At 52.6% G+C, this 16,859-nt stretch carries 17 protein-coding genes and 1 other RNA gene; 10 read left to right on the top strand and 8 right to left on the bottom strand.

Going from position 1 to position 16,859, the window contains the following annotated elements; all coding sequences use genetic code 11:
• The first annotated feature begins 85 nt into the window (after nt 1-85).
• The 4 genes from AC2FC2_RS24800 to AC2FC2_RS24785 all read left to right on the top strand — a co-directional run bounded on the left by AC2FC2_RS24800 (nt 86) and on the right by AC2FC2_RS24785 (nt 2,260).
• Nucleotides 86-196, top strand: a non-coding RNA gene (locus tag AC2FC2_RS24800) — RtT sRNA.
• Nucleotides 197-331: 135 nt separating this feature from the next.
• Nucleotides 332-904, top strand: coding sequence for an LOG family protein (locus tag AC2FC2_RS24795; RefSeq protein ID WP_209633901.1), 573 nt, complete (start codon nt 332-334; stop codon nt 902-904).
• Between the two features lie 102 nt (nt 905-1,006).
• Nucleotides 1,007-1,813 (top strand): exodeoxyribonuclease III, encoded by an 807-nt coding sequence (gene xthA / locus AC2FC2_RS24790; protein WP_209633903.1) that lies wholly within the window; start codon nt 1,007-1,009, stop codon nt 1,811-1,813.
• 45 nt (nt 1,814-1,858) lie between these two features.
• A complete protein-coding gene (locus AC2FC2_RS24785) occupies nt 1,859-2,260 on the top strand; it encodes a pyrimidine (deoxy)nucleoside triphosphate diphosphatase (protein WP_490660062.1) in 402 nt (133 codons plus the stop codon).
• A gap of 18 nt (nt 2,261-2,278) precedes the next feature.
• On the opposite strand, the gene AC2FC2_RS24780 is transcribed toward AC2FC2_RS24785, so the two are convergent.
• The 5 genes from AC2FC2_RS24780 to AC2FC2_RS24760 form a co-directional block, all read right to left on the bottom strand.
• On the bottom strand, nt 2,279-2,572 hold the full coding sequence (locus AC2FC2_RS24780) for a DUF1496 domain-containing protein (protein ID WP_490660061.1): 294 nt from the start codon (nt 2,570-2,572) through the stop codon (nt 2,279-2,281).
• Nucleotides 2,569-4,494, bottom strand: a complete 1,926-nt coding sequence (locus tag AC2FC2_RS24775) for a DNA topoisomerase III (protein ID WP_490660060.1) — start codon at nt 4,492-4,494, stop codon at nt 2,569-2,571. The genes AC2FC2_RS24780 and AC2FC2_RS24775 overlap by 4 nt, the downstream gene beginning before the upstream one ends.
• Nucleotides 4,494-5,612, bottom strand: a complete 1,119-nt coding sequence (mnmH, locus tag AC2FC2_RS24770) for a tRNA 2-selenouridine(34) synthase MnmH (RefSeq protein WP_209633911.1) — start codon at nt 5,610-5,612, stop codon at nt 4,494-4,496. Before mnmH ends, AC2FC2_RS24775 begins: the two co-directional genes overlap by 1 nt.
• On the bottom strand, nt 5,612-6,655 hold the full coding sequence (gene selD, locus AC2FC2_RS24765) for a selenide, water dikinase SelD (RefSeq protein WP_209633913.1): 1,044 nt from the start codon (nt 6,653-6,655) through the stop codon (nt 5,612-5,614). The genes mnmH and selD overlap by 1 nt, the downstream gene beginning before the upstream one ends.
• A gap of 155 nt (nt 6,656-6,810) precedes the next feature.
• Nucleotides 6,811-7,362, bottom strand: a complete 552-nt coding sequence (locus AC2FC2_RS24760) for an NAD(P)H nitroreductase (protein ID WP_209633916.1) — start codon at nt 7,360-7,362, stop codon at nt 6,811-6,813.
• Nucleotides 7,363-7,522: 160 nt separating this feature from the next.
• Between AC2FC2_RS24760 and sppA the strand changes: the two genes are divergently transcribed.
• The 4 genes from sppA (at nt 7,523) to chiD (ending at nt 12,654) form a co-directional block, all read left to right on the top strand.
• Nucleotides 7,523-9,379 carry a signal peptide peptidase SppA gene (sppA, locus tag AC2FC2_RS24755; RefSeq protein ID WP_209633918.1) on the top strand — a complete coding sequence of 619 codons (1,857 nt, stop codon included), beginning with the start codon at nt 7,523-7,525 and terminating at the stop codon, nt 9,377-9,379.
• A gap of 93 nt (nt 9,380-9,472) precedes the next feature.
• A complete protein-coding gene (gene ansA / locus AC2FC2_RS24750) occupies nt 9,473-10,489 on the top strand; it encodes an asparaginase (RefSeq protein ID WP_209633921.1) in 1,017 nt (338 codons plus the stop codon).
• A 23-nt stretch (nt 10,490-10,512) separates the two neighbouring features.
• Nucleotides 10,513-11,145, top strand: coding sequence for a bifunctional nicotinamidase/pyrazinamidase (gene pncA / locus AC2FC2_RS24745; protein ID WP_490660059.1), 633 nt, complete (start codon nt 10,513-10,515; stop codon nt 11,143-11,145).
• Nucleotides 11,146-11,373: 228 nt separating this feature from the next.
• Complete coding sequence (chiD, locus tag AC2FC2_RS24740; RefSeq protein ID WP_490660058.1) at nt 11,374-12,654, top strand: chitinase ChiD; 1,281 nt, start codon at nt 11,374-11,376, stop codon at nt 12,652-12,654.
• A gap of 38 nt (nt 12,655-12,692) precedes the next feature.
• On the opposite strand, the gene AC2FC2_RS24735 is transcribed toward chiD, so the two are convergent.
• Both AC2FC2_RS24735 and msrB read right to left on the bottom strand, forming a co-directional pair.
• A complete protein-coding gene (locus tag AC2FC2_RS24735) occupies nt 12,693-12,965 on the bottom strand; it encodes a YeaC family protein (protein WP_037419701.1) in 273 nt (90 codons plus the stop codon).
• A 63-nt stretch (nt 12,966-13,028) separates the two neighbouring features.
• The gene (msrB, locus tag AC2FC2_RS24730) at nt 13,029-13,442 is read right to left on the bottom strand and encodes a peptide-methionine (R)-S-oxide reductase MsrB (protein ID WP_037419703.1); all 414 of its coding nucleotides are present in this window, start codon (nt 13,440-13,442) and stop codon (nt 13,029-13,031) included.
• 348 nt (nt 13,443-13,790) lie between these two features.
• On the opposite strand from msrB, the gene gapA reads away from it, so the two are divergent.
• Both gapA and AC2FC2_RS24720 read left to right on the top strand, forming a co-directional pair.
• On the top strand, nt 13,791-14,786 hold the full coding sequence (gene gapA, locus AC2FC2_RS24725; protein ID WP_012145453.1) for a glyceraldehyde-3-phosphate dehydrogenase: 996 nt from the start codon (nt 13,791-13,793) through the stop codon (nt 14,784-14,786).
• 78 nt (nt 14,787-14,864) lie between these two features.
• Nucleotides 14,865-15,740 (top strand): D-hexose-6-phosphate mutarotase, encoded by an 876-nt coding sequence (locus AC2FC2_RS24720; protein ID WP_490660057.1) that lies wholly within the window; start codon nt 14,865-14,867, stop codon nt 15,738-15,740.
• Between the two features lie 115 nt (nt 15,741-15,855).
• On the opposite strand, the gene AC2FC2_RS24715 is transcribed toward AC2FC2_RS24720, so the two are convergent.
• Nucleotides 15,856-16,620 carry a MipA/OmpV family protein gene (locus tag AC2FC2_RS24715; RefSeq protein ID WP_265553586.1) on the bottom strand — a complete coding sequence of 255 codons (765 nt, stop codon included), beginning with the start codon at nt 16,618-16,620 and terminating at the stop codon, nt 15,856-15,858.
• Nucleotides 16,621-16,859 lie beyond the last annotated feature (239 nt).

Raw genomic sequence — 16,859 nt, 5'->3', positions numbered from 1 at the left:
GGCGAGGAGTGTAACGACGAGTCATCCTTCCCCCACCACCATCCTTATCTATACCCCAGAATCAAATCAAACCTGAACGCACACATATCACTCCTTACGGGGAGGGATGAGAAGCTTCGACAAGGTTCGAGTCTCACGCAGTGAGACAACGCGCTTTAGCGCGGCCCAAAGGGATGAGAAGCTTCCCGTATTACAGTGTAAATATCCCCCTTTGGCCTCTCAGATTTAGCATTTATCAATTCCCTTAACCATTCAGCACATCCTCAACTTGAACTCCAGCTAACAATTCGCTATACCACTGACTTCTTTAATGCAGTAAGGAAAGAAGTGCATGCGTAACAATATCTGCGTTTTTTGTGGTGCCAGTGAAGGTGTCAACCCCGCTTATGCCGATAGCGCACGGCAATTGGGCCAAACACTTGCCGCTCAGGGCCGACGATTAATCTATGGCGGCGGTAAGAAAGGACTAATGGGCATTGTGGCTGATGCCGTGCTTGCCGCTGGTGGCGAGGCAATTGGCATCATTCCTGAACGATTGGTAGAAGCGGAAACGGCGCACAGGGGCCTGACTGAGCTCGAAGTCGTACCCGACATGCACACGCGTAAGGCTCGCATGGCAGCCCTGGCAGACGGTTTTATCGCATTGCCTGGTGGCATAGGCACGTTGGAAGAGCTGTTTGAAATCTGGACCTGGGGGCAGATCGGTTACCACAGCAAACCGGTTGGCCTGCTGGATGTTAAGGGTTTTTATCGCCCGCTGAACGGGTTCTTGCAACATGTCGCCGATCAGGGCTTTATGCGCCATGACTACCTCGGCACCATGCACATCAGTGAGTCTGCGCACACCTTGCTGCAGCAGTTCGACGATTACCAGCCAAAGACTTACGATCGCTGGGCGAAATAGCACAGCATGCAGCTGGCGGCCATAGCCGCTGGCCTGCGTTACATTTCTGGCCAAACTCTGCTACTATCTCAACACATTTTTCTCGTAAAAACGGCATCGCTCATGAAGTTTGTCTCTTTTAATATCAATGGACTGCGTGCGCGTCCGCACCAACTGGCCGCCATCATCGAACAGCACCAACCTGACGTGATTGGCCTGCAAGAAACAAAAGTTCACGATGACATGTTCCCACTGGAAGACGTCAGCCAGTATGGTTATCACGTGTTCTATCACGGCCAGAAAGGCCACTACGGCGTAGCGCTGTTGACCAAAGAAAAACCGCTTGCCGTACGTCGCGGTTTCCCGACCGATGAAGAAGACGCTCAGCGCCGAATCATTATGGCCGATCTGGCGACGCCGCAAGGCACGCTGACGGTGATCAATGGTTACTTCCCTCAGGGCGAAAGCCGCGACCACCCTATCAAATTCCCCGCCAAGACACGCTTCTATCAGGACTTGCAAAACTATCTGGAGCAGCAAATGTCGGTGGACTCACCGGTACTGGTGATGGGTGACGTGAATATCAGCCCAAGTGATTATGATATTGGCATCGGCGAAGAAAGCCGCAAACGCTGGCTGCGCACCGGTAAGTGTTCCTTCTTGCCGGAAGAGCGTGAATGGATGGACCGCCTACTGAATTGGGGTCTGGTAGATACCTACAGACACGCAAACCCAGGGCGTAACGATGAGTTTTCGTGGTTCGACTATCGCTCACGGGGTTTCGATGAAAACCGAGGTCTGCGTATCGATCTGCTGTTAGCCAGCACACCATTGGCTGCTCGCTGCACCGCAACCGGGATCGATTATCAGATCCGCGGAATGGAGAAACCCTCGGATCATGCCCCGGTCTGGGCGGAATTCTCGCTGTAATGAATCCAACCCCGGCTATTGCCGGGGTTTCGCTATGTGATACAGATGAAAATAATCGATGTTGTCGCTGCCATCATTGAAAAGAATGGCAAAATTTTACTGGCACAGCGTGATGCCAACAGCGATCAGGCCGGCCTGTGGGAATTTCCAGGCGGCAAAGTTGAACAAGGTGAAAGCCAACCACAAGCATTAGCGCGTGAACTGGACGAAGAGTTGGGGATTGTGGCCAGCGTCGGCAACTACGTAGCCAGCAATCAATGGCAACAGGACGGACGAGTGATTACGTTGCATGCCTGGCGTATTGCGGCATTCAGTGGCGAATTACAAAACCGTTGCCATTCCGACTTTGTGTGGTTAACGCCGGAGCAGGCATTTGACTATCCCCTGGCTCCGGCTGACGTGCCGTTACTTACCGCGTATATAGCTGCACTCGCCTCAGAAGCCTGAGCTACTAAGGTTACCGCGTCACTTTTTCAAACGCACCCAGATCAGGGGATTGGTGCCAACCACGTTGGGATCACGAATGCACTGTAGCGCTTCTCCTTCCACCTTGAGAATCGCCCCTTCCGAATAGTTTTGATTCTGATAAATGCAACAGCGGCTGCAGGGTTGCGCAGCCGGCTGAGCCGCGGCGCTCTTCGCCGTGCCCCAGATTTCCGGTGATACCGGCACAACGACATCCACATCACCACGATGGGCCGTCGCTGTGGCAGAAAATAGCAGTATGCCCGTCGCCAGCATCACTAACCTGTGATTCATTCACTTTTCTCCCGCGCCTTGCCAGCGTTTTTTTTACGTTTCTTTGCCCCGGAGGAAGGTGACGGCGGCAACCCGCGAAACGCCATACTCGCCCGGCTCTGCTTGGCCTGATAAATCAGATCCTGCAAAGTACCTACCAGAGGTTGCATAAAGTCCTGATAGCGACAGGATTTCTCACTGATTTGCGTCAGTGTCGCTTCCCAATTAGCCGTCATATCGGGGCGGGCGGCAATATCCGGTAACGAATGGATCAAGGCTCGACCCGTTTCGCTAGAATGAATATAACGCCCCTTCTTATACAAAAACGCACGCTTGAACAGTAACTCAATGATTCCCGCACGCGTGGCCTCGGTTCCTAAACCATCGGTCGCTCGCAGGATTTTCTTTAGCGCTTTATCCTGAACAAAGCGCGCAATACCCGTCATGGCGGAAAGCAGGCTGGCGTCGGTGAACGGCCTTGGTGGCTGGGTCTGACGCTCAACCACCTCACCGCGTTCACACAAGAGTTCGTCATCTTTCGCCACCACCGGCAATGGTGCGCCTTCGTTTTCTTCATCACGCTCTTTACTGCCCAACAGGGTCCGCCACCCGGCCTCTGCCAGAAAACGGGCTTTGGCAATAAACTTGCCCCCAGCGATATCCAGCTCAATCACGCACTTGCGGAACATGGCGTCCGGGCAGAATTGCATCAAATATTGACGCGCAACCAACCCATAAACGTTCATTTCATCCTGACTGAGATTTACTTTACTGGCACGAGCGGTAGGAATAATGGCATGGTGGGCATCCACCTTCTTGTCGTCCCAACAACGGTTACGGCGATCGCTGTCGATCACCGGCTGTGGGTAAAGATCGGGTTGATGAACGCTGATGGCATTTAAGACCGAATGACGTCCGGCGAAATGCTCTTCCGGGAGATAACGACAATCGGAACGTGGGTAGGTGATCAACTTATGGGTTTCATACAAACGCTGACACACATCCAGCACCTGCTGGGCGCTCAGGTTAAAGCGCTTGGAGGCTTCAATCTGTAAGGTCGACAGAGAAAATGGCAACGGCGCAGTATCTGATTCCCGTTTATCATTATAGGACGTAACCAGCGCCGGCTGGCCTTCAATACGTTTGAGCACGTGCTCTGCCAATGGCCGGTGCAGCAAGCGCCCCTCTTCATCCTGATAAGGCTCACAGGATTCACTGGGTTGCCAAAGAGCGACAAAGCGCTCCTCTTTTGGCGTCACTATGTGCGCTTTAACTTCGAAGAAGTCTTTCGACACAAAGTTTTCAATCTCTTCATCACGCCGTACCACTAGCCCCAGCACCGGCGTTTGCACGCGGCCAACAGACAACACGCCATCATAACCGGCATTGCGTCCCAGAATAGTGTAGGCACGGGTCATATTGATGCCATACAGCCAATCAGCACGCGAGCGAGCCAATGCGGAAACGCATAGAGGGATAAAGTCGCGGTTATCACGCAGCCGTTCAATCGCGCGCTCTACCGCTTGCGGGTTGAGATCGTTAATCAGGCAACGGCGGACACTTTGACGTTTTTCCGGCGTCAGTGACAAATAGTCCAGCACTTCGTCCACCAGCAATTGGCCCTCGCGATCGGGGTCACCAGCATGCACGACTTCATCGGCGTCCTGTAACAGCTTTTTAATGGCATTAAGCTGTTTGCTCACCGAAGGCCGTGGCTGCAATTGCCACTTCTCAGGAATAATCGGCAGATCCGCCAGCGACCAACGCGCATAACGGCTGTCATAGGCATCCGGTTGCGCTTGTTCTAATAAATGGCCCACGCACCAGGTGACCACATCGTTGTTACCGCAAGCGATAAATCCATCGCCACGGCGATGTGGCTTAGGAAGAACGTCGGCAATGGCGCGCGCCAAACTCGGTTTTTCGGCAATAAACAGTCGCATTATTCACCGTTATTCTGGCTGTACGTCATCAGGAAATCTCTTACTTCAGCATAATTCCCGCGGAACACAATTCGTTGGGATTTTTTTTCCAATTGATAGTGATACATCGGATCGTAGTAGTGCTGCAACAGAGACACCAGCCACTCCTGATGCCCGTCACTATTCCCGCTGGCATGCTGGCACTGTAATGCCCATTCCAGGCGCTGTGTCAGCAGTTGGAAACGTTCCATTCCCAAGCGGCGGCGAATGGCAAACAGACCGTGATGCAGATACTCACCGTATTTCTGCCAACCCAGCTCTGGGCCATAAGCCTGTTCAAATTCGAGGCGCATACGGTCAATGTATTCGTGCTGCAACCGTGCCAATCGCACGTCAAAGGGATCGTCTATCACCGCCACTGGGGCTTGCTGCATGCGATTGAAGATGGGTAATGGCACATTATTGCTGCCAATAATACGCCCTTCATCTTCCAGCACCCAACGGCGGCAGCCACCATGCTGTTTTTTCAGCAACAACACAGCCAGACGATTCTCAAAATCAATCTGAGCGCTTTGATCCACGAGCGTTCGGCCAAAAGATGAACCGCGGTGATGAGCAGCCCCTTCCAGATCGACCCCATCGGCCAGTTCATTGATTAACTGCGTTTTACCGCTGCCGGTATTGCCGCCGATTAACACCATCGGTAATTCGGCGCTCTGTTCCAACGTGGTGAGCAAGAAATGCCGCAATGCTTTGTAGCCACCGATAATGCGTGGGTAGTCAACACCGACCTCACGCAGCCACTGCTGCACCAACTGTGAACGCAAACCGCCCCGGAAACAGTAAATATATCCTTCTGGCCGTTGAGCGCATTGTGCTACCCATGCTGCTGTCCGTTGCTCACGTAGCCTGCCGTTAACCAGGCGGTAGCCCAATGCAATTGCAGCCTGCTGCCCCTGCTGCTTGTAACAGGTGCCAACCGCCTGCCGTTCTTCATCGTTCATTAGCGGCAGATTGATTGCATTGGCGAACGCGCCCTGCTGAAACTCAACGGGCGCGCGCACATCTATCAGCGGGATATCGTGTAAAAAAATACGGCGATAGTCTTGGGTATCCACCCGCACTGGCGTTACGGACACTACACGACCTCTATCAACGGCTTAGCCGGCACTGCCGCATGCAGTTCACCAATTGCCTGGAGTTGAATGCCATGACGTTCGGCAATGGCCAACACCTGCTGTTCTGCCTCGGGCAGCACAGCCAATAACAAACCACCAGAGGTTTGCGGATCGCACAGTAGCTGTCGTTGCAAATCGGTCATTTCACCGACCAGATGGCCGTAACTGTCAAAGTTACGCCCCGTGCCCCCCGGCACGCACCCTTCGGCAATATAATGCTCGATATCCGGCAACTTCGGCACGTGATCAAACCATACCGTCGCCTGCAGGCCAGAGCCCTGGCAAACCTCGCTCAGGTGGCCCAGCAGGCCGAAACCGGTGACATCCGTCATCGCCGTCACACCCTCAACGTCGGCAAAATCCGCGCCGGGTTTGTTCAACTGGCACATCACTTCGGTTGCCAAACCTGCATGTTCAGGACGCAGTTTGCTTTTCTTCTCGGCCGTGGTCAGCACGCCAATGCCCAGCGGCTTGGTCAGGAATAGTTTGGATCCCGCTTGAGCGGCACTGTTTTTTTTCACCCGTTCAGTATTCACTATACCGGTGACCGCCAGGCCAAAAATGGGCTCAGGGGCATCAATAGAATGGCCGCCAGCCAGCGCAATACCCGCCTGTTGGCAAGCATAACGCCCACCGTCGATCACCTGTTGTGCCACTTCCGGCGGCAGCGTAGCAATCGGCCAGCCAAGAATAGCAATCGCCATGATGGGTTTACCGCCCATAGCATAGACGTCGCTGATCGCATTCGTCGCGGCGATACGGCCAAAATCAAACGGGCTATCGACGATTGGCATAAAAAAGTCGGTGGTGCTGATAATGCCGACACCGTTACCAATGTCATACACCGCTGCATCGTCACGAGTTTCATTGCCAACCAACAAACTCGGATCGACAAATTTCTCCCGCTCACTGTGCAGAATAGTTTCGAGAACTTTCGGTGAGATTTTACAACCACAGCCAGCGCCATGGCTGTACTGGGTTAAACGGATCGCTGGCGATGACATATACCACTCCCTTCGGTTAACGGCATTCAAGATATCATAGGGTAGCGCTTGCCGACGGGATTGGTAAGAGCAGGTTGTCGATAACCGAACAGCCTGCTCAGAAACAACACAGAATGGCGGGATTTAGTGCATTTTTTCCGCAGTCCGTACGGGGCTCAGAAATAGCTGACGAACGGGGTGCTGTCTGGGGCGACCACTTTGGTGGACGCTTTTAGCTGAGGAGTGCCTAAATACAGGAAACCGACAATTTCGTCCTGTTCGCGGCAACCAAAGGCGTCACGAACCAAAGGATGTTCAGTCCAGGCACCGGTGCGCCAGATCCCGTTAAAACCTTGGGCCAATGCGGCCATTTGCATAGCCTGGACCGCACAACCGGCGGAGACAACCTGCTCCCAACGCGGAACCTTGGTTTCTTCGGTACAATGCGCTACCACGGTAATGATCAGAGGAGCGCGGAACGGCGCCTTAGTCGCTTTCTCTATGGCCGCATCATCCATTTCATCCTGTTTTGCAGCAGCTTGTAACAATTGGCTAAAGCGCTCCAGCCCCTGGTCTTCGATCATCACAAAACGCCAGGGTTGCAAAGCACCGTGGTCAGGCGCCCGCAGGCCCGCGTTGATGATATTCTGACGAACCTCACCGGCAGGCGCAGGGGCCGCAAGGCGCGACGCAGAACGGCGATTCAGTAAAAGATCCAGTGCATCCATCGTAAACTCCTGATAACAATTTTCATTACGATCACGTTAACATAGCTAAACGGCGAGTGACAGTCTCGGCATTCCCCTCTGTGACCCACGATTTAAAGCTGACATTTCCTCGCCCGCTCATTAGGATAGCGGAACATTCTCGACTCTTGTTGGAGAGCACATGCGCACATTGTGGCAAATCATTGCCGGCGTTTTTAGGTGGACATGGCGTCTGCTGAACTTTATCAGGGAACTTATCCTCAATCTGTTCCTGGTGTTACTGATCTTGGTGGGGGTGGGCATTTATTTGTCGTTCCAAAGCTCAACCACGTCAACAGTCCCTACTCGCGGGGCATTACTGGTGGATCTGAGCGGCGTGGTCGTTGACCAACCCTCAATGAACAATAAAGTGCGCCAATGGGGCCGCGAACTGCTGGGCGCCTCAAGCAACCGCCTGCAGGAAAACTCCCTGTTTGACGTGGTTGATAGCATCCGTAAAGCCAAAGACGATAAAAACATTACCGGCATGGTATTGCAGTTGAATGACTTTGCCGGCGCCGATCAGCCTTCGCTGCAGTACATTGGCAAAGCGCTGCGTGAGTTCCGTGACAGCGGCAAACCGATCTTTGCCATCGGTGACAGCTATAACCAGACACAATATTATCTGGCCAGCTACGCCAACAAAGTTTACCTGTCGCCGCAGGGTGCGGTCGATCTGCACGGTTTTGCAACCAACAACCTTTACTACAAGTCGTTGCTGGAAAAACTCAAGGTCACAACCAACATCTTCCGCGTTGGGACGTATAAATCCGCCGTTGAGCCTTTGATCCGTGATGACATGTCACCGGCAGCTCGAGAAGCTGACAGCCGGTGGATTGGTGGCCTATGGCAAAACTATCTGGAGACAGTAGCGGCTAACCGTCAGATCACGGCGCAACAGCTGTTCCCAGGCGCTGCGGGCGTATTAAGTGGATTGCAGGCTGCCGGGGGGGACACCGCCAAGTATGCGCTGGACAACAAACTGGTTGATGAACTGGCATCACGAACCGTCATCGAAAATCAACTGATCAAGACCTTCGGTTGGGACAAACAGGCGAATGATTTCAACGCCACCAGCATCTATGACTATCAGCCGAAGCCTACGCCAGATCAGGGCGGCAAAATTGCCGTGATCTTTGCCAATGGCGCAATCATGGATGGCCCACAAACCCCGGGCTCCGTTGGGGGCGATACCACCGCCGCAGAACTGCGTCAGGCACGACTGGATCCGGCAATCAAAGCCGTGATTTTCCGCGTCAATAGCCCAGGTGGCAGTGTCAGTGCGTCTGAAGTTATTCGTTCCGAATTGGCTGCTGTGCGTGCCGCTGGCAAACCTGTCGTGGTCTCCATGGGCGGCATGGCAGCCTCAGGCGGCTATTGGGTCTCTACACCGGCGGACTACATCATCGCCAGTCCGAGCACCCTCACCGGCTCCATTGGCATCTTCGGGGTGATTAACACCTACGAGCAGACGTTGGACAGTATCGGCGTACATACCGACGGCGTGGCAACCTCCCCGCTGGCCGATCTGGCCGTCACCAAGGCGCTGCCGCCTGAGTTCTCGCAGATGATGCAATTGAACATCGAAAAAGGTTATCAAAACTTTATCGATCTGGTCGCCAAGTCCCGCAAAATGACACCGCAGCAGGTTGATCAGATTGCTCAGGGTCACGTGTGGCTGGGCAGCGATGCCAAGGCCAATGGCCTGGTCGATCAGTTGGGCGACTTCGACGACGCAGTGAAGAAAGCCGCCGAGTTGGCGCAATTGAAACAGTGGCAGCTTAACTGGTTTGTTGATACCCCAAGCCTGACCGATATGGTCCTCAGCCAGTTTGGTGTGTCTATTCACGCCATGCTGCCGGCGGCTATCCAGTCAATGCTACCCGCCCCGCTGGCGTCAGTCGCCATGGCGGTCAAAGAACAACCAGGTTTGTTCAATAATCTGAACGATCCGCAAAATCGCTATGCTATCTGTTTGACCTGCGGAGAAGTCCGCTAACAAATTAATCCTCAGCCCGGCACCCGCTGGGCTTTTTTTCTGCGCTTATCCCCCTATAATTCAGCCCATCTAATTTCTGTTAAAACCAAGACTATGCAAAAGAAATCGATTTACGTCGCCTACACCGGTGGCACCATCGGCATGCAACGTTCTGAACATGGCTACATCCCGGTTTCCGGCCACCTACAGCGCCAACTGGCCCTGATGCCAGAATTCCACCGGCCTGAAATGCCGGACTTCACCATTCATGAATACGCGCCGCTGATAGACTCCTCCGATATGACGCCTGAAGACTGGCAGCATATCGCCGATGACATCAAAATGAATTACGACCGTTATGATGGCTTCGTCATCCTGCACGGCACCGACACCATGGCCTTCACCGCATCGGCCCTGTCGTTCATGTTGGAAAACCTGGCCAAGCCGGTGATTGTGACCGGCTCCCAAATCCCGCTGGCGGAACTGCGTTCAGATGGCCAAACCAATCTTTTGAACGCGCTTTATCTGGCGGCTAACCACCCGGTAAATGAAGTCAGCTTGTTCTTCAACAACAAGCTCTTTCGGGGCAACCGCACGACCAAAGCACATGCAGACGGTTTCGATGCCTTTGCCTCGCCCAACCTGCCGCCATTATTGGAAGCCGGTATCCATATTCGTCGCCAAAACGGCATCGATAGCCCGGCCTGCAACGGTGACCTCAAAGTACACGACATCACACCCCAGCCGATCGGCGTAGTGACGATTTACCCAGGGATTTCCGGCGCCGTAGTGCGCAACTTCCTGCTGCAACCGGTGAAGGCATTGATACTTCGCTCTTACGGCGTGGGTAACGCACCACAAAAAGCAGAGTTGGTTGATGAGCTGCGCGATGCGTCTGAACGCGGCATCGTGGTAGTGAATCTGACGCAGTGCATCTCCGGGCGGGTAAACATGGAAGGTTATGCCACCGGTAATGCCTTGGCCCATGCCGGGGTCATCAGTGGATTCGACATGACCGTTGAGGCCGCCTTGACCAAACTGCATTATCTGCTGAGCCAACCACTAACACCGGAACAAATCCGCAGCCAGATGCAGCAGGATCTGCGTGGTGAGCTGAGCATTAGTGGTTAACCATTCCGCACCACGGAGTAGAAATGAAAACAGCCCTGTTGCTTATTGATTTGCAAAACGACTTTTGTCCCGGTGGCGCACTGGCGGTGACAGAAGGCGATGCCGTGCTCGCGGTCGCCAATCAGGCCATGACGGCCTGTAGCGCACGCGGTGAGCCGGTAGTCGCCAGCCAGGATTGGCACCCCGCCAATCATCGTAGCTTCGCGGTCAACGCCAATGCAGAGGTGGGAACCCTGGGTGAGCTTGACGGTTTACCTCAGGTCTGGTGGCCGGTGCACTGCGTGCAGCAAAGCCAGGGTGCCGAGTTTCACCCACAGCTAGAGCAACAGCGCATCAACGCCGTGTTCCGTAAAGGCCAAAGTACAGATATCGACAGCTACAGTGCTTTTTTCGACAACGGCCACCGTTCACACACTGAACTGGACGCGTGGTTGAAAGCACAGAATGTCACTCACCTTGCCATCATGGGATTAGCAACTGACTACTGTGTGAAATTTAGCGTACTGGATGCATTAGCGCTGGGGTATCAAACATCGGTAATTATCGACGGTTGCCGCGGTGTCAATTTGCAGCCAGACGACAGCCAGAAAGCCCTTCAGGCCATGCAACAGGCTGGCGCTCAAATCGTGACACTGTCACAGTTTATTGCACAATGATATAAACGGGCGTGAAACACGCCCATCTCCACTCCGCTAGAAACCTCGACACCGCTCACATTCCAACCATTCTCATGTGATTACATCTTGTTCGTATCCAGCGCATTTGCTGTTATGACCACTGATGCATTGCATCAATGAGTTATACGCATCCGGGGCCCTTTGAGCCCGGCTTTATGTTACCGCCTCAGGCGGTTTCGGTCGGCCTTGTCGACCAAAGGAGATTACATGGCTTTAACCCGTAAACTGCTGCCTTTACTGGTAGCGGTACAGCTTGGTATGGCTGGAACCAGCATGGCTCACGCGGCCTCTTATCTGTCCGTTGGTTATTTCAACGGTGGGGGTGACGTTACCGCCGGCCCTGGCGGCGATATCAATAAGCTGGACGTCACACAAATCACCCACCTCAATTACTCTTTCGGCCTGATCTATAACGACGAGAAGCAGGAAACCCATCCGGCACTAAAAGACCCTGCTCGTCTGCACCAAATTTATCTGTCACCCAAGGTGATGGCCGATCTGCAATTGCTGCCCGTTCTGCGTAAGCAAAACCCTGAACTGAAAGTGCTGCTGTCCGTTGGTGGCTGGGGCGCTCGCGGGTTCTCCGGTGCCGCAGCAACACCTGAAAGCCGCGCCGTTTTTATCCGTTCGGTGCAACAGGTCATTAAACAGTACCAACTGGACGGCATCGATCTCGACTGGGAATACCCGGTTAACGGTGCCTGGGGACTGGTCGAAAGCCAGCCGGCGGATCGCGCTAATTTTACCCTGTTGTTAGGGGAGCTGCGTAAGGCGCTGGATAACGGCAAATTGCTGACCATCGCCGTCGGCGCCAATGTGAAAAGCCCACAGGAGTGGGTCGATGTTAAGGGCATTGCACCCTATCTCGACTATATCAACCTGATGACCTATGACATGGCGTACGGCACTCAATACTTCAACGCCAACCTGTATGATTCCAAACAGTGGCCAACCGTCGCGGCTGCCGATCGTTACAGCGCCAATTTTGTCGTGGATAACTATTTGGCAGCAGGGTTGAAGCCCGCGCAATTAAACCTGGGGATTGGTTTCTATGGCCGGGTGCCAAAACGGGCGACCGAACCGGGTATAGATTGGGACAAACCAGACGCAGCTAAAAACCCTGTCACCCAGCCCTATTTCACTGCACGTGAAACTGCCGTGTTCAAATCCATGGGATTGGACCTCACCAAGGACAGTTACTTTAAATACAACGATATCGTCAGCAAACTGTTAAACGATCCGCAGCGGCGCTTCACCGCCCATTGGGACAGCGACGCTCAGGTACCTTATCTGACGATGAAATCTGCCGAAGGCAAGCCGCTGTTTGCCATTTCGTATGAGAACCCACGCTCGGTTGAGCTCAAAGCGGACTACATCAAAAGCAAAGGACTCGGTGGCGCCATGTTCTGGGAATACGGCGCGGATGACAATAACCGGTTGGCGCATCAATTGGCGGAATCACTGGGGATTAACAACGGGAAACGCTAAATCAACGGGGCGATGGCAGCATCGCCCCGTCGTCAGATTCACTGTGGTTTTAACTTCACCAGCGGTTCAGCAATGAACTGCTGTTTCAGTTCTTGCTTACTCTTCATCACTATCTGGCCATCAGTGCCGATGCTCATATGCTGAGGATCCGTATTGTGCAATGACTGCCACAGCATCACCGCCTGCAGGCTATTTTCTTTTTGTTCCGGGGTCAACGCGACGCCATCCGGCCATTTACCTAACTCAACAGCCAATACCAGGCGTTGATAGATTTCCGGCGTCATGGCGGCAATCAGGTCTTTCACGTCCATCAGAGCATTTCCTCACTCGTGGAAGAATAATTAGCTGAATCGATTTTTCTAACGGAATAATCGTTAGCCTGCCGTTTTTTCGCCGTTCTCGCCGTCAGTAAAGCTCAGCGACGCGGAATTAACGCAAAAACGCTCGCCGGTCGGTTGCGGGCCATCCGGGAAAACATGCCCTAAATGTGCGTCGCAGTGACCACAGCGAATTTCAACACGGTGCATATTGTGCGTATTATCATCAAGATAACGAATAGCATCGTCAGATACTGGCTCATAGAAGCTTGGCCAGCCACAACCGGAGTCATACTTGCTGTCGGAGTAGAACAGCGGTTGGTTACAGCACAGACAATGGTACACGCCCTCGCGTTTGTTGTGCAGTAATTTACCGGAATACGGAGCCTCGGTACCACGCTCTTGCGTCACATAACGTTGGATTTCATTCAGTTCCGTGCCCGGATGGTCAGGGGTTGTCTCTTTAGCCATTTGTGCGATTCTCTGAATGTGGATAATGTCAACGAAAACAATGAGTAATAATAACAAAAAATTAACAACACTGCAGCGATTTTTGGCCTAAACTGTAGGCCATAAAGGCCATGTCACGGCAATATGTGATGCCGATCACACATCTTAAACGGACTGACTTTATACTTGGCGGTTTGACCCCATATAACGGATGAGGCCGAACGCAAACGGAATGTGCAATAAGCACTCAAACCAACGTCTCAGGTTTGATTTGCAGCAAGAATTGACACGATTCCGCTTGACGCTTGGTAAGGTTTTTGTAATTTTACAAGCAACCTTTTATTCACTAACAAATAGCTGGTGGAATATATGACTATCAAAGTAGGTATCAACGGTTTTGGCCGTATCGGTCGCATTGTTTTTCGTGCTGCTCAAGAACGTTCTGACATCGAAATCGTTGCAATCAACGACCTGTTAGACGCAGAGTACATGGCTTACATGCTGAAATATGACTCTACTCACGGCCGCTTCAACGGCACTGTAGAAGTTAAAGACGGCCACCTGGTTGTTAACGGCAAAACCATCCGTTGTACCTCAGAAAGAGATCCGGCTAACCTGAAGTGGAACGAAGTCAACGTTGACGTCGTTGCTGAAGCAACTGGCCTGTTCCTGACTGACGAAACTGCACGTAAACACATCGCTGCAGGCGCTAAGAAAGTTGTTCTGACTGGCCCATCCAAAGACGACACCCCAATGTTCGTTATGGGTGTGAACCACAAATCCTATGCAGGTCAGGAAATCGTTTCTAACGCTTCTTGTACCACCAACTGCCTGGCACCACTGGCTAAAGTTATCAACGACAAGTTCGGCATCGTTGAAGCGCTGATGACCACTGTGCATGCAACTACCGCAACTCAGAAAACTGTTGATGGCCCGTCTCACAAAGACTGGCGCGGCGGCCGCGGCGCATCCCAGAACATCATCCCTTCTTCTACCGGTGCAGCTAAAGCTGTAGGTAAAGTTATCCCAGAACTGAACGGCAAACTGACCGGTATGGCGTTCCGCGTTCCAACTCCGAACGTGTCTGTGGTTGACCTGACTGCTCGTCTGGCAAAACCAGCGTCTTACAAAGAAATCTGTGCTGCTATCAAAGCGGCTTCTGAAGGCGAGCTGAAAGGCGTTCTGGGTTACACCGAAGACGAAGTAGTTTCTACCGATTTCAACGGTGAAACTCTGACTTCCGTATTCGATGCCAAAGCCGGTATCGCACTGAGCGACACCTTCGTGAAACTGGTTTCTTGGTACGACAACGAAACTGGCTATTCCAACAAGGTTCTGGATCTGATCGCTCACATCTCCAAATAATGGATTGATGTTAAGTGATGATGAGGGCGACATTTGTGTCGCCCTTTTTTGTTTCTACGGCGAACAAAAGGCAATCTGATGAACGAAAAGATTTTCACCCTACCCGTTACCGAACAAATTTCACCTTACATCAGCCAACGTCAACTCGACGAACTGCCTGTGGTGGTCGTTTCCCACCCCAAAGTACGCGCAGCAATCTCGTTGCAAGGCGCACATCTGTTGGCCTGGCAACCTAGCGGTGAAAAACCGGCTATTTGGCTGAGCAACAACACGCCGTTTAAAAAAGGCAATGCCATCCGCGGTGGCGTGCCTATTTGCTGGCCCTGGTTTGGCCCGGTGGCAAAACCCTCACACGGCTTCGCCCGCAATCAGCCGTGGAGCCTGACGGCGCATGACGAAGACGAGAACGGCGTCATACTGACATTCACGCTGAAAGACAATGAGCAAACTCGTAGCCTGTGGCCTCATGCCTTTACGCTGATTGCTCGCTTTAAGCTGGGTGAAGAATGCGAGATAGAACTGGAGTCACATGGTGACTATCAGGCAACCGCTGCGCTGCACACGTATTTCCAGATCGGTGATATTGCACAAGTTAACGTTGCCGGTCTCGGTGAGACTTATATCGATAAGGTCGCTGGCGGTTCAGAAGCACGCCAGGTGGGCGATGTGACCTTCGTGGGGCAAACTGACCGGGTTTACACCAAGCCAGATGCATACAGTCTGATTAAGGACGCATCGCTGCGGCGCACCATTGAGGTTCATCATCACCATATGAGTGATGTGATTGCCTGGAATCCAGGGGTGGAATTGTCTTGCAGCATGGCAGATATGCCAAACGACGGTTATAAAACCATGGTTTGCGTGGAAACAGGTCGCGTCAGCAAGCCTCTGGTGGCCGCAGGTGAACAACCGGCACGTTTGGCTGTGACCTTCCGCATCCGTAGCAACGCGTAGTCTTTCTTAGTGCGGTCAATAAGACCGCCTTCCGTTACTGCACCAAGAATGTGCAAAAGGGGCGTAAACGCCCCTTTTTGATGCACATGTTGCACGCTATTTGTGCGCAGCTGGATTAGAAGCTGTATTTCACGCCTGTCATCAACAGCCCGGTGTAAGATTTATCCACCATTGGGCTATCTTTCACTTCGTCAGACAGTTTGACATAGCGACCGACAAAGAAGGCATCCCAATCCTTGTTGATCTTGTAGTTAGCGCTCAGCTCAACATAAGGTGCCCAGCTATCGCTCGGCGTGTAGCTGTCAAGACCACTGCGGCGAGACTCGTCTTCACTCACGCCAAAGTAGTATTTGTTCTGGTTTTTGCTGCTCCACATCACACCCACTCCGGGTACCAAGGTAAAGGCGTCCAGATCAAATTTGTACAGATAGGCCAGATCACCGACGATACCATTGCTGTAATTCAGCGTATCACCTGTCAACGTCGTCCGCAGGATGCCCCACTCGGCAAAATGCGAATAAGCCAGGCCGGCCATCAGCGTGCCGCGACGTTTGTTCAACTGCTTCATGCGATCGTCGTCGCTGTCACCTGGGCGGTAACCCAACGGCGAGTAGTAGCCCATCAGGCTCAGTTGATTTTCCTGATCTTTCCACAGGTAATAACCGGCAGTCAGCGTCCGGAAGTAGAAGTCGTCACCTTCATAATTAATAACGGGTACCGGGTACACGCGGTCCTGATAACCACGATACGGGTCCGGACTAACCAGTGCGGAAGCACCGAGTGACCAAGTTCCTGCCTGAACACTTTGCGCACAAACCATTGCGGAAGCGATAATTGCTAGCGTTTTGAGTTGAAAAATCTTCACTGGTTCTTTTTCCATAAATAACAGAGTTAATTGCGGACATAGTTTATGTGAAAAATTCGTTACGCGCTGAATCTTTACAATGGAAAACGACTAAGATCGAATAACTTAGAACAGAAATATGAATTAATCATGGCAGAACAGTGACGTTTTTTGCCGCAGGCCGCGCCAGACAAGGCATTTGATACGCCTGTAATAACTGAGTCATTGATATGACTTAAAAAAAGCTTTTTATGACGCAGGAAATTTTCCGGTAT

The organism is Serratia sp. CoH_122_TC_1 (assembly GCF_058191755.1).
The sequence above is the reverse complement of the archived record's forward strand: the minus strand, read 5'-3'. Positions and strand labels throughout refer to the sequence as shown.

Coding starts and splice junctions, on each gene's coding strand:
- chiD (WP_490660058.1), top strand. CDS start 11,374: ATGGCTTTAACCCGTAAACTGCTGCCTTTACTGGTAGCGGTACAGCTT.
- AC2FC2_RS24760 (WP_209633916.1), bottom strand. CDS start 7,362: ATGGATGCACTGGATCTTTTACTGAATCGCCGTTCTGCGTCGCGCCTT.
- selD (WP_209633913.1), bottom strand. CDS start 6,655: ATGTCATCGCCAGCGATCCGTTTAACCCAGTACAGCCATGGCGCTGGC.
- sppA (WP_209633918.1), top strand. CDS start 7,523: ATGCGCACATTGTGGCAAATCATTGCCGGCGTTTTTAGGTGGACATGG.
- AC2FC2_RS24715 (WP_265553586.1), bottom strand. CDS start 16,620: ATGGAAAAAGAACCAGTGAAGATTTTTCAACTCAAAACGCTAGCAATT.
- AC2FC2_RS24735 (WP_037419701.1), bottom strand. CDS start 12,965: ATGGACGTGAAAGACCTGATTGCCGCCATGACGCCGGAAATCTATCAA.
- msrB (WP_037419703.1), bottom strand. CDS start 13,442: ATGGCTAAAGAGACAACCCCTGACCATCCGGGCACGGAACTGAATGAA.
- AC2FC2_RS24775 (WP_490660060.1), bottom strand. CDS start 4,494: ATGCGACTGTTTATTGCCGAAAAACCGAGTTTGGCGCGCGCCATTGCC.
- AC2FC2_RS24780 (WP_490660061.1), bottom strand. CDS start 2,572: ATGAATCACAGGTTAGTGATGCTGGCGACGGGCATACTGCTATTTTCT.
- pncA (WP_490660059.1), top strand. CDS start 10,513: ATGAAAACAGCCCTGTTGCTTATTGATTTGCAAAACGACTTTTGTCCC.
- gapA (WP_012145453.1), top strand. CDS start 13,791: ATGACTATCAAAGTAGGTATCAACGGTTTTGGCCGTATCGGTCGCATT.
- AC2FC2_RS24795 (WP_209633901.1), top strand. CDS start 332: ATGCGTAACAATATCTGCGTTTTTTGTGGTGCCAGTGAAGGTGTCAAC.
- AC2FC2_RS24785 (WP_490660062.1), top strand. CDS start 1,859: ATGAAAATAATCGATGTTGTCGCTGCCATCATTGAAAAGAATGGCAAA.
- ansA (WP_209633921.1), top strand. CDS start 9,473: ATGCAAAAGAAATCGATTTACGTCGCCTACACCGGTGGCACCATCGGC.
- AC2FC2_RS24720 (WP_490660057.1), top strand. CDS start 14,865: ATGAACGAAAAGATTTTCACCCTACCCGTTACCGAACAAATTTCACCT.
- xthA (WP_209633903.1), top strand. CDS start 1,007: ATGAAGTTTGTCTCTTTTAATATCAATGGACTGCGTGCGCGTCCGCAC.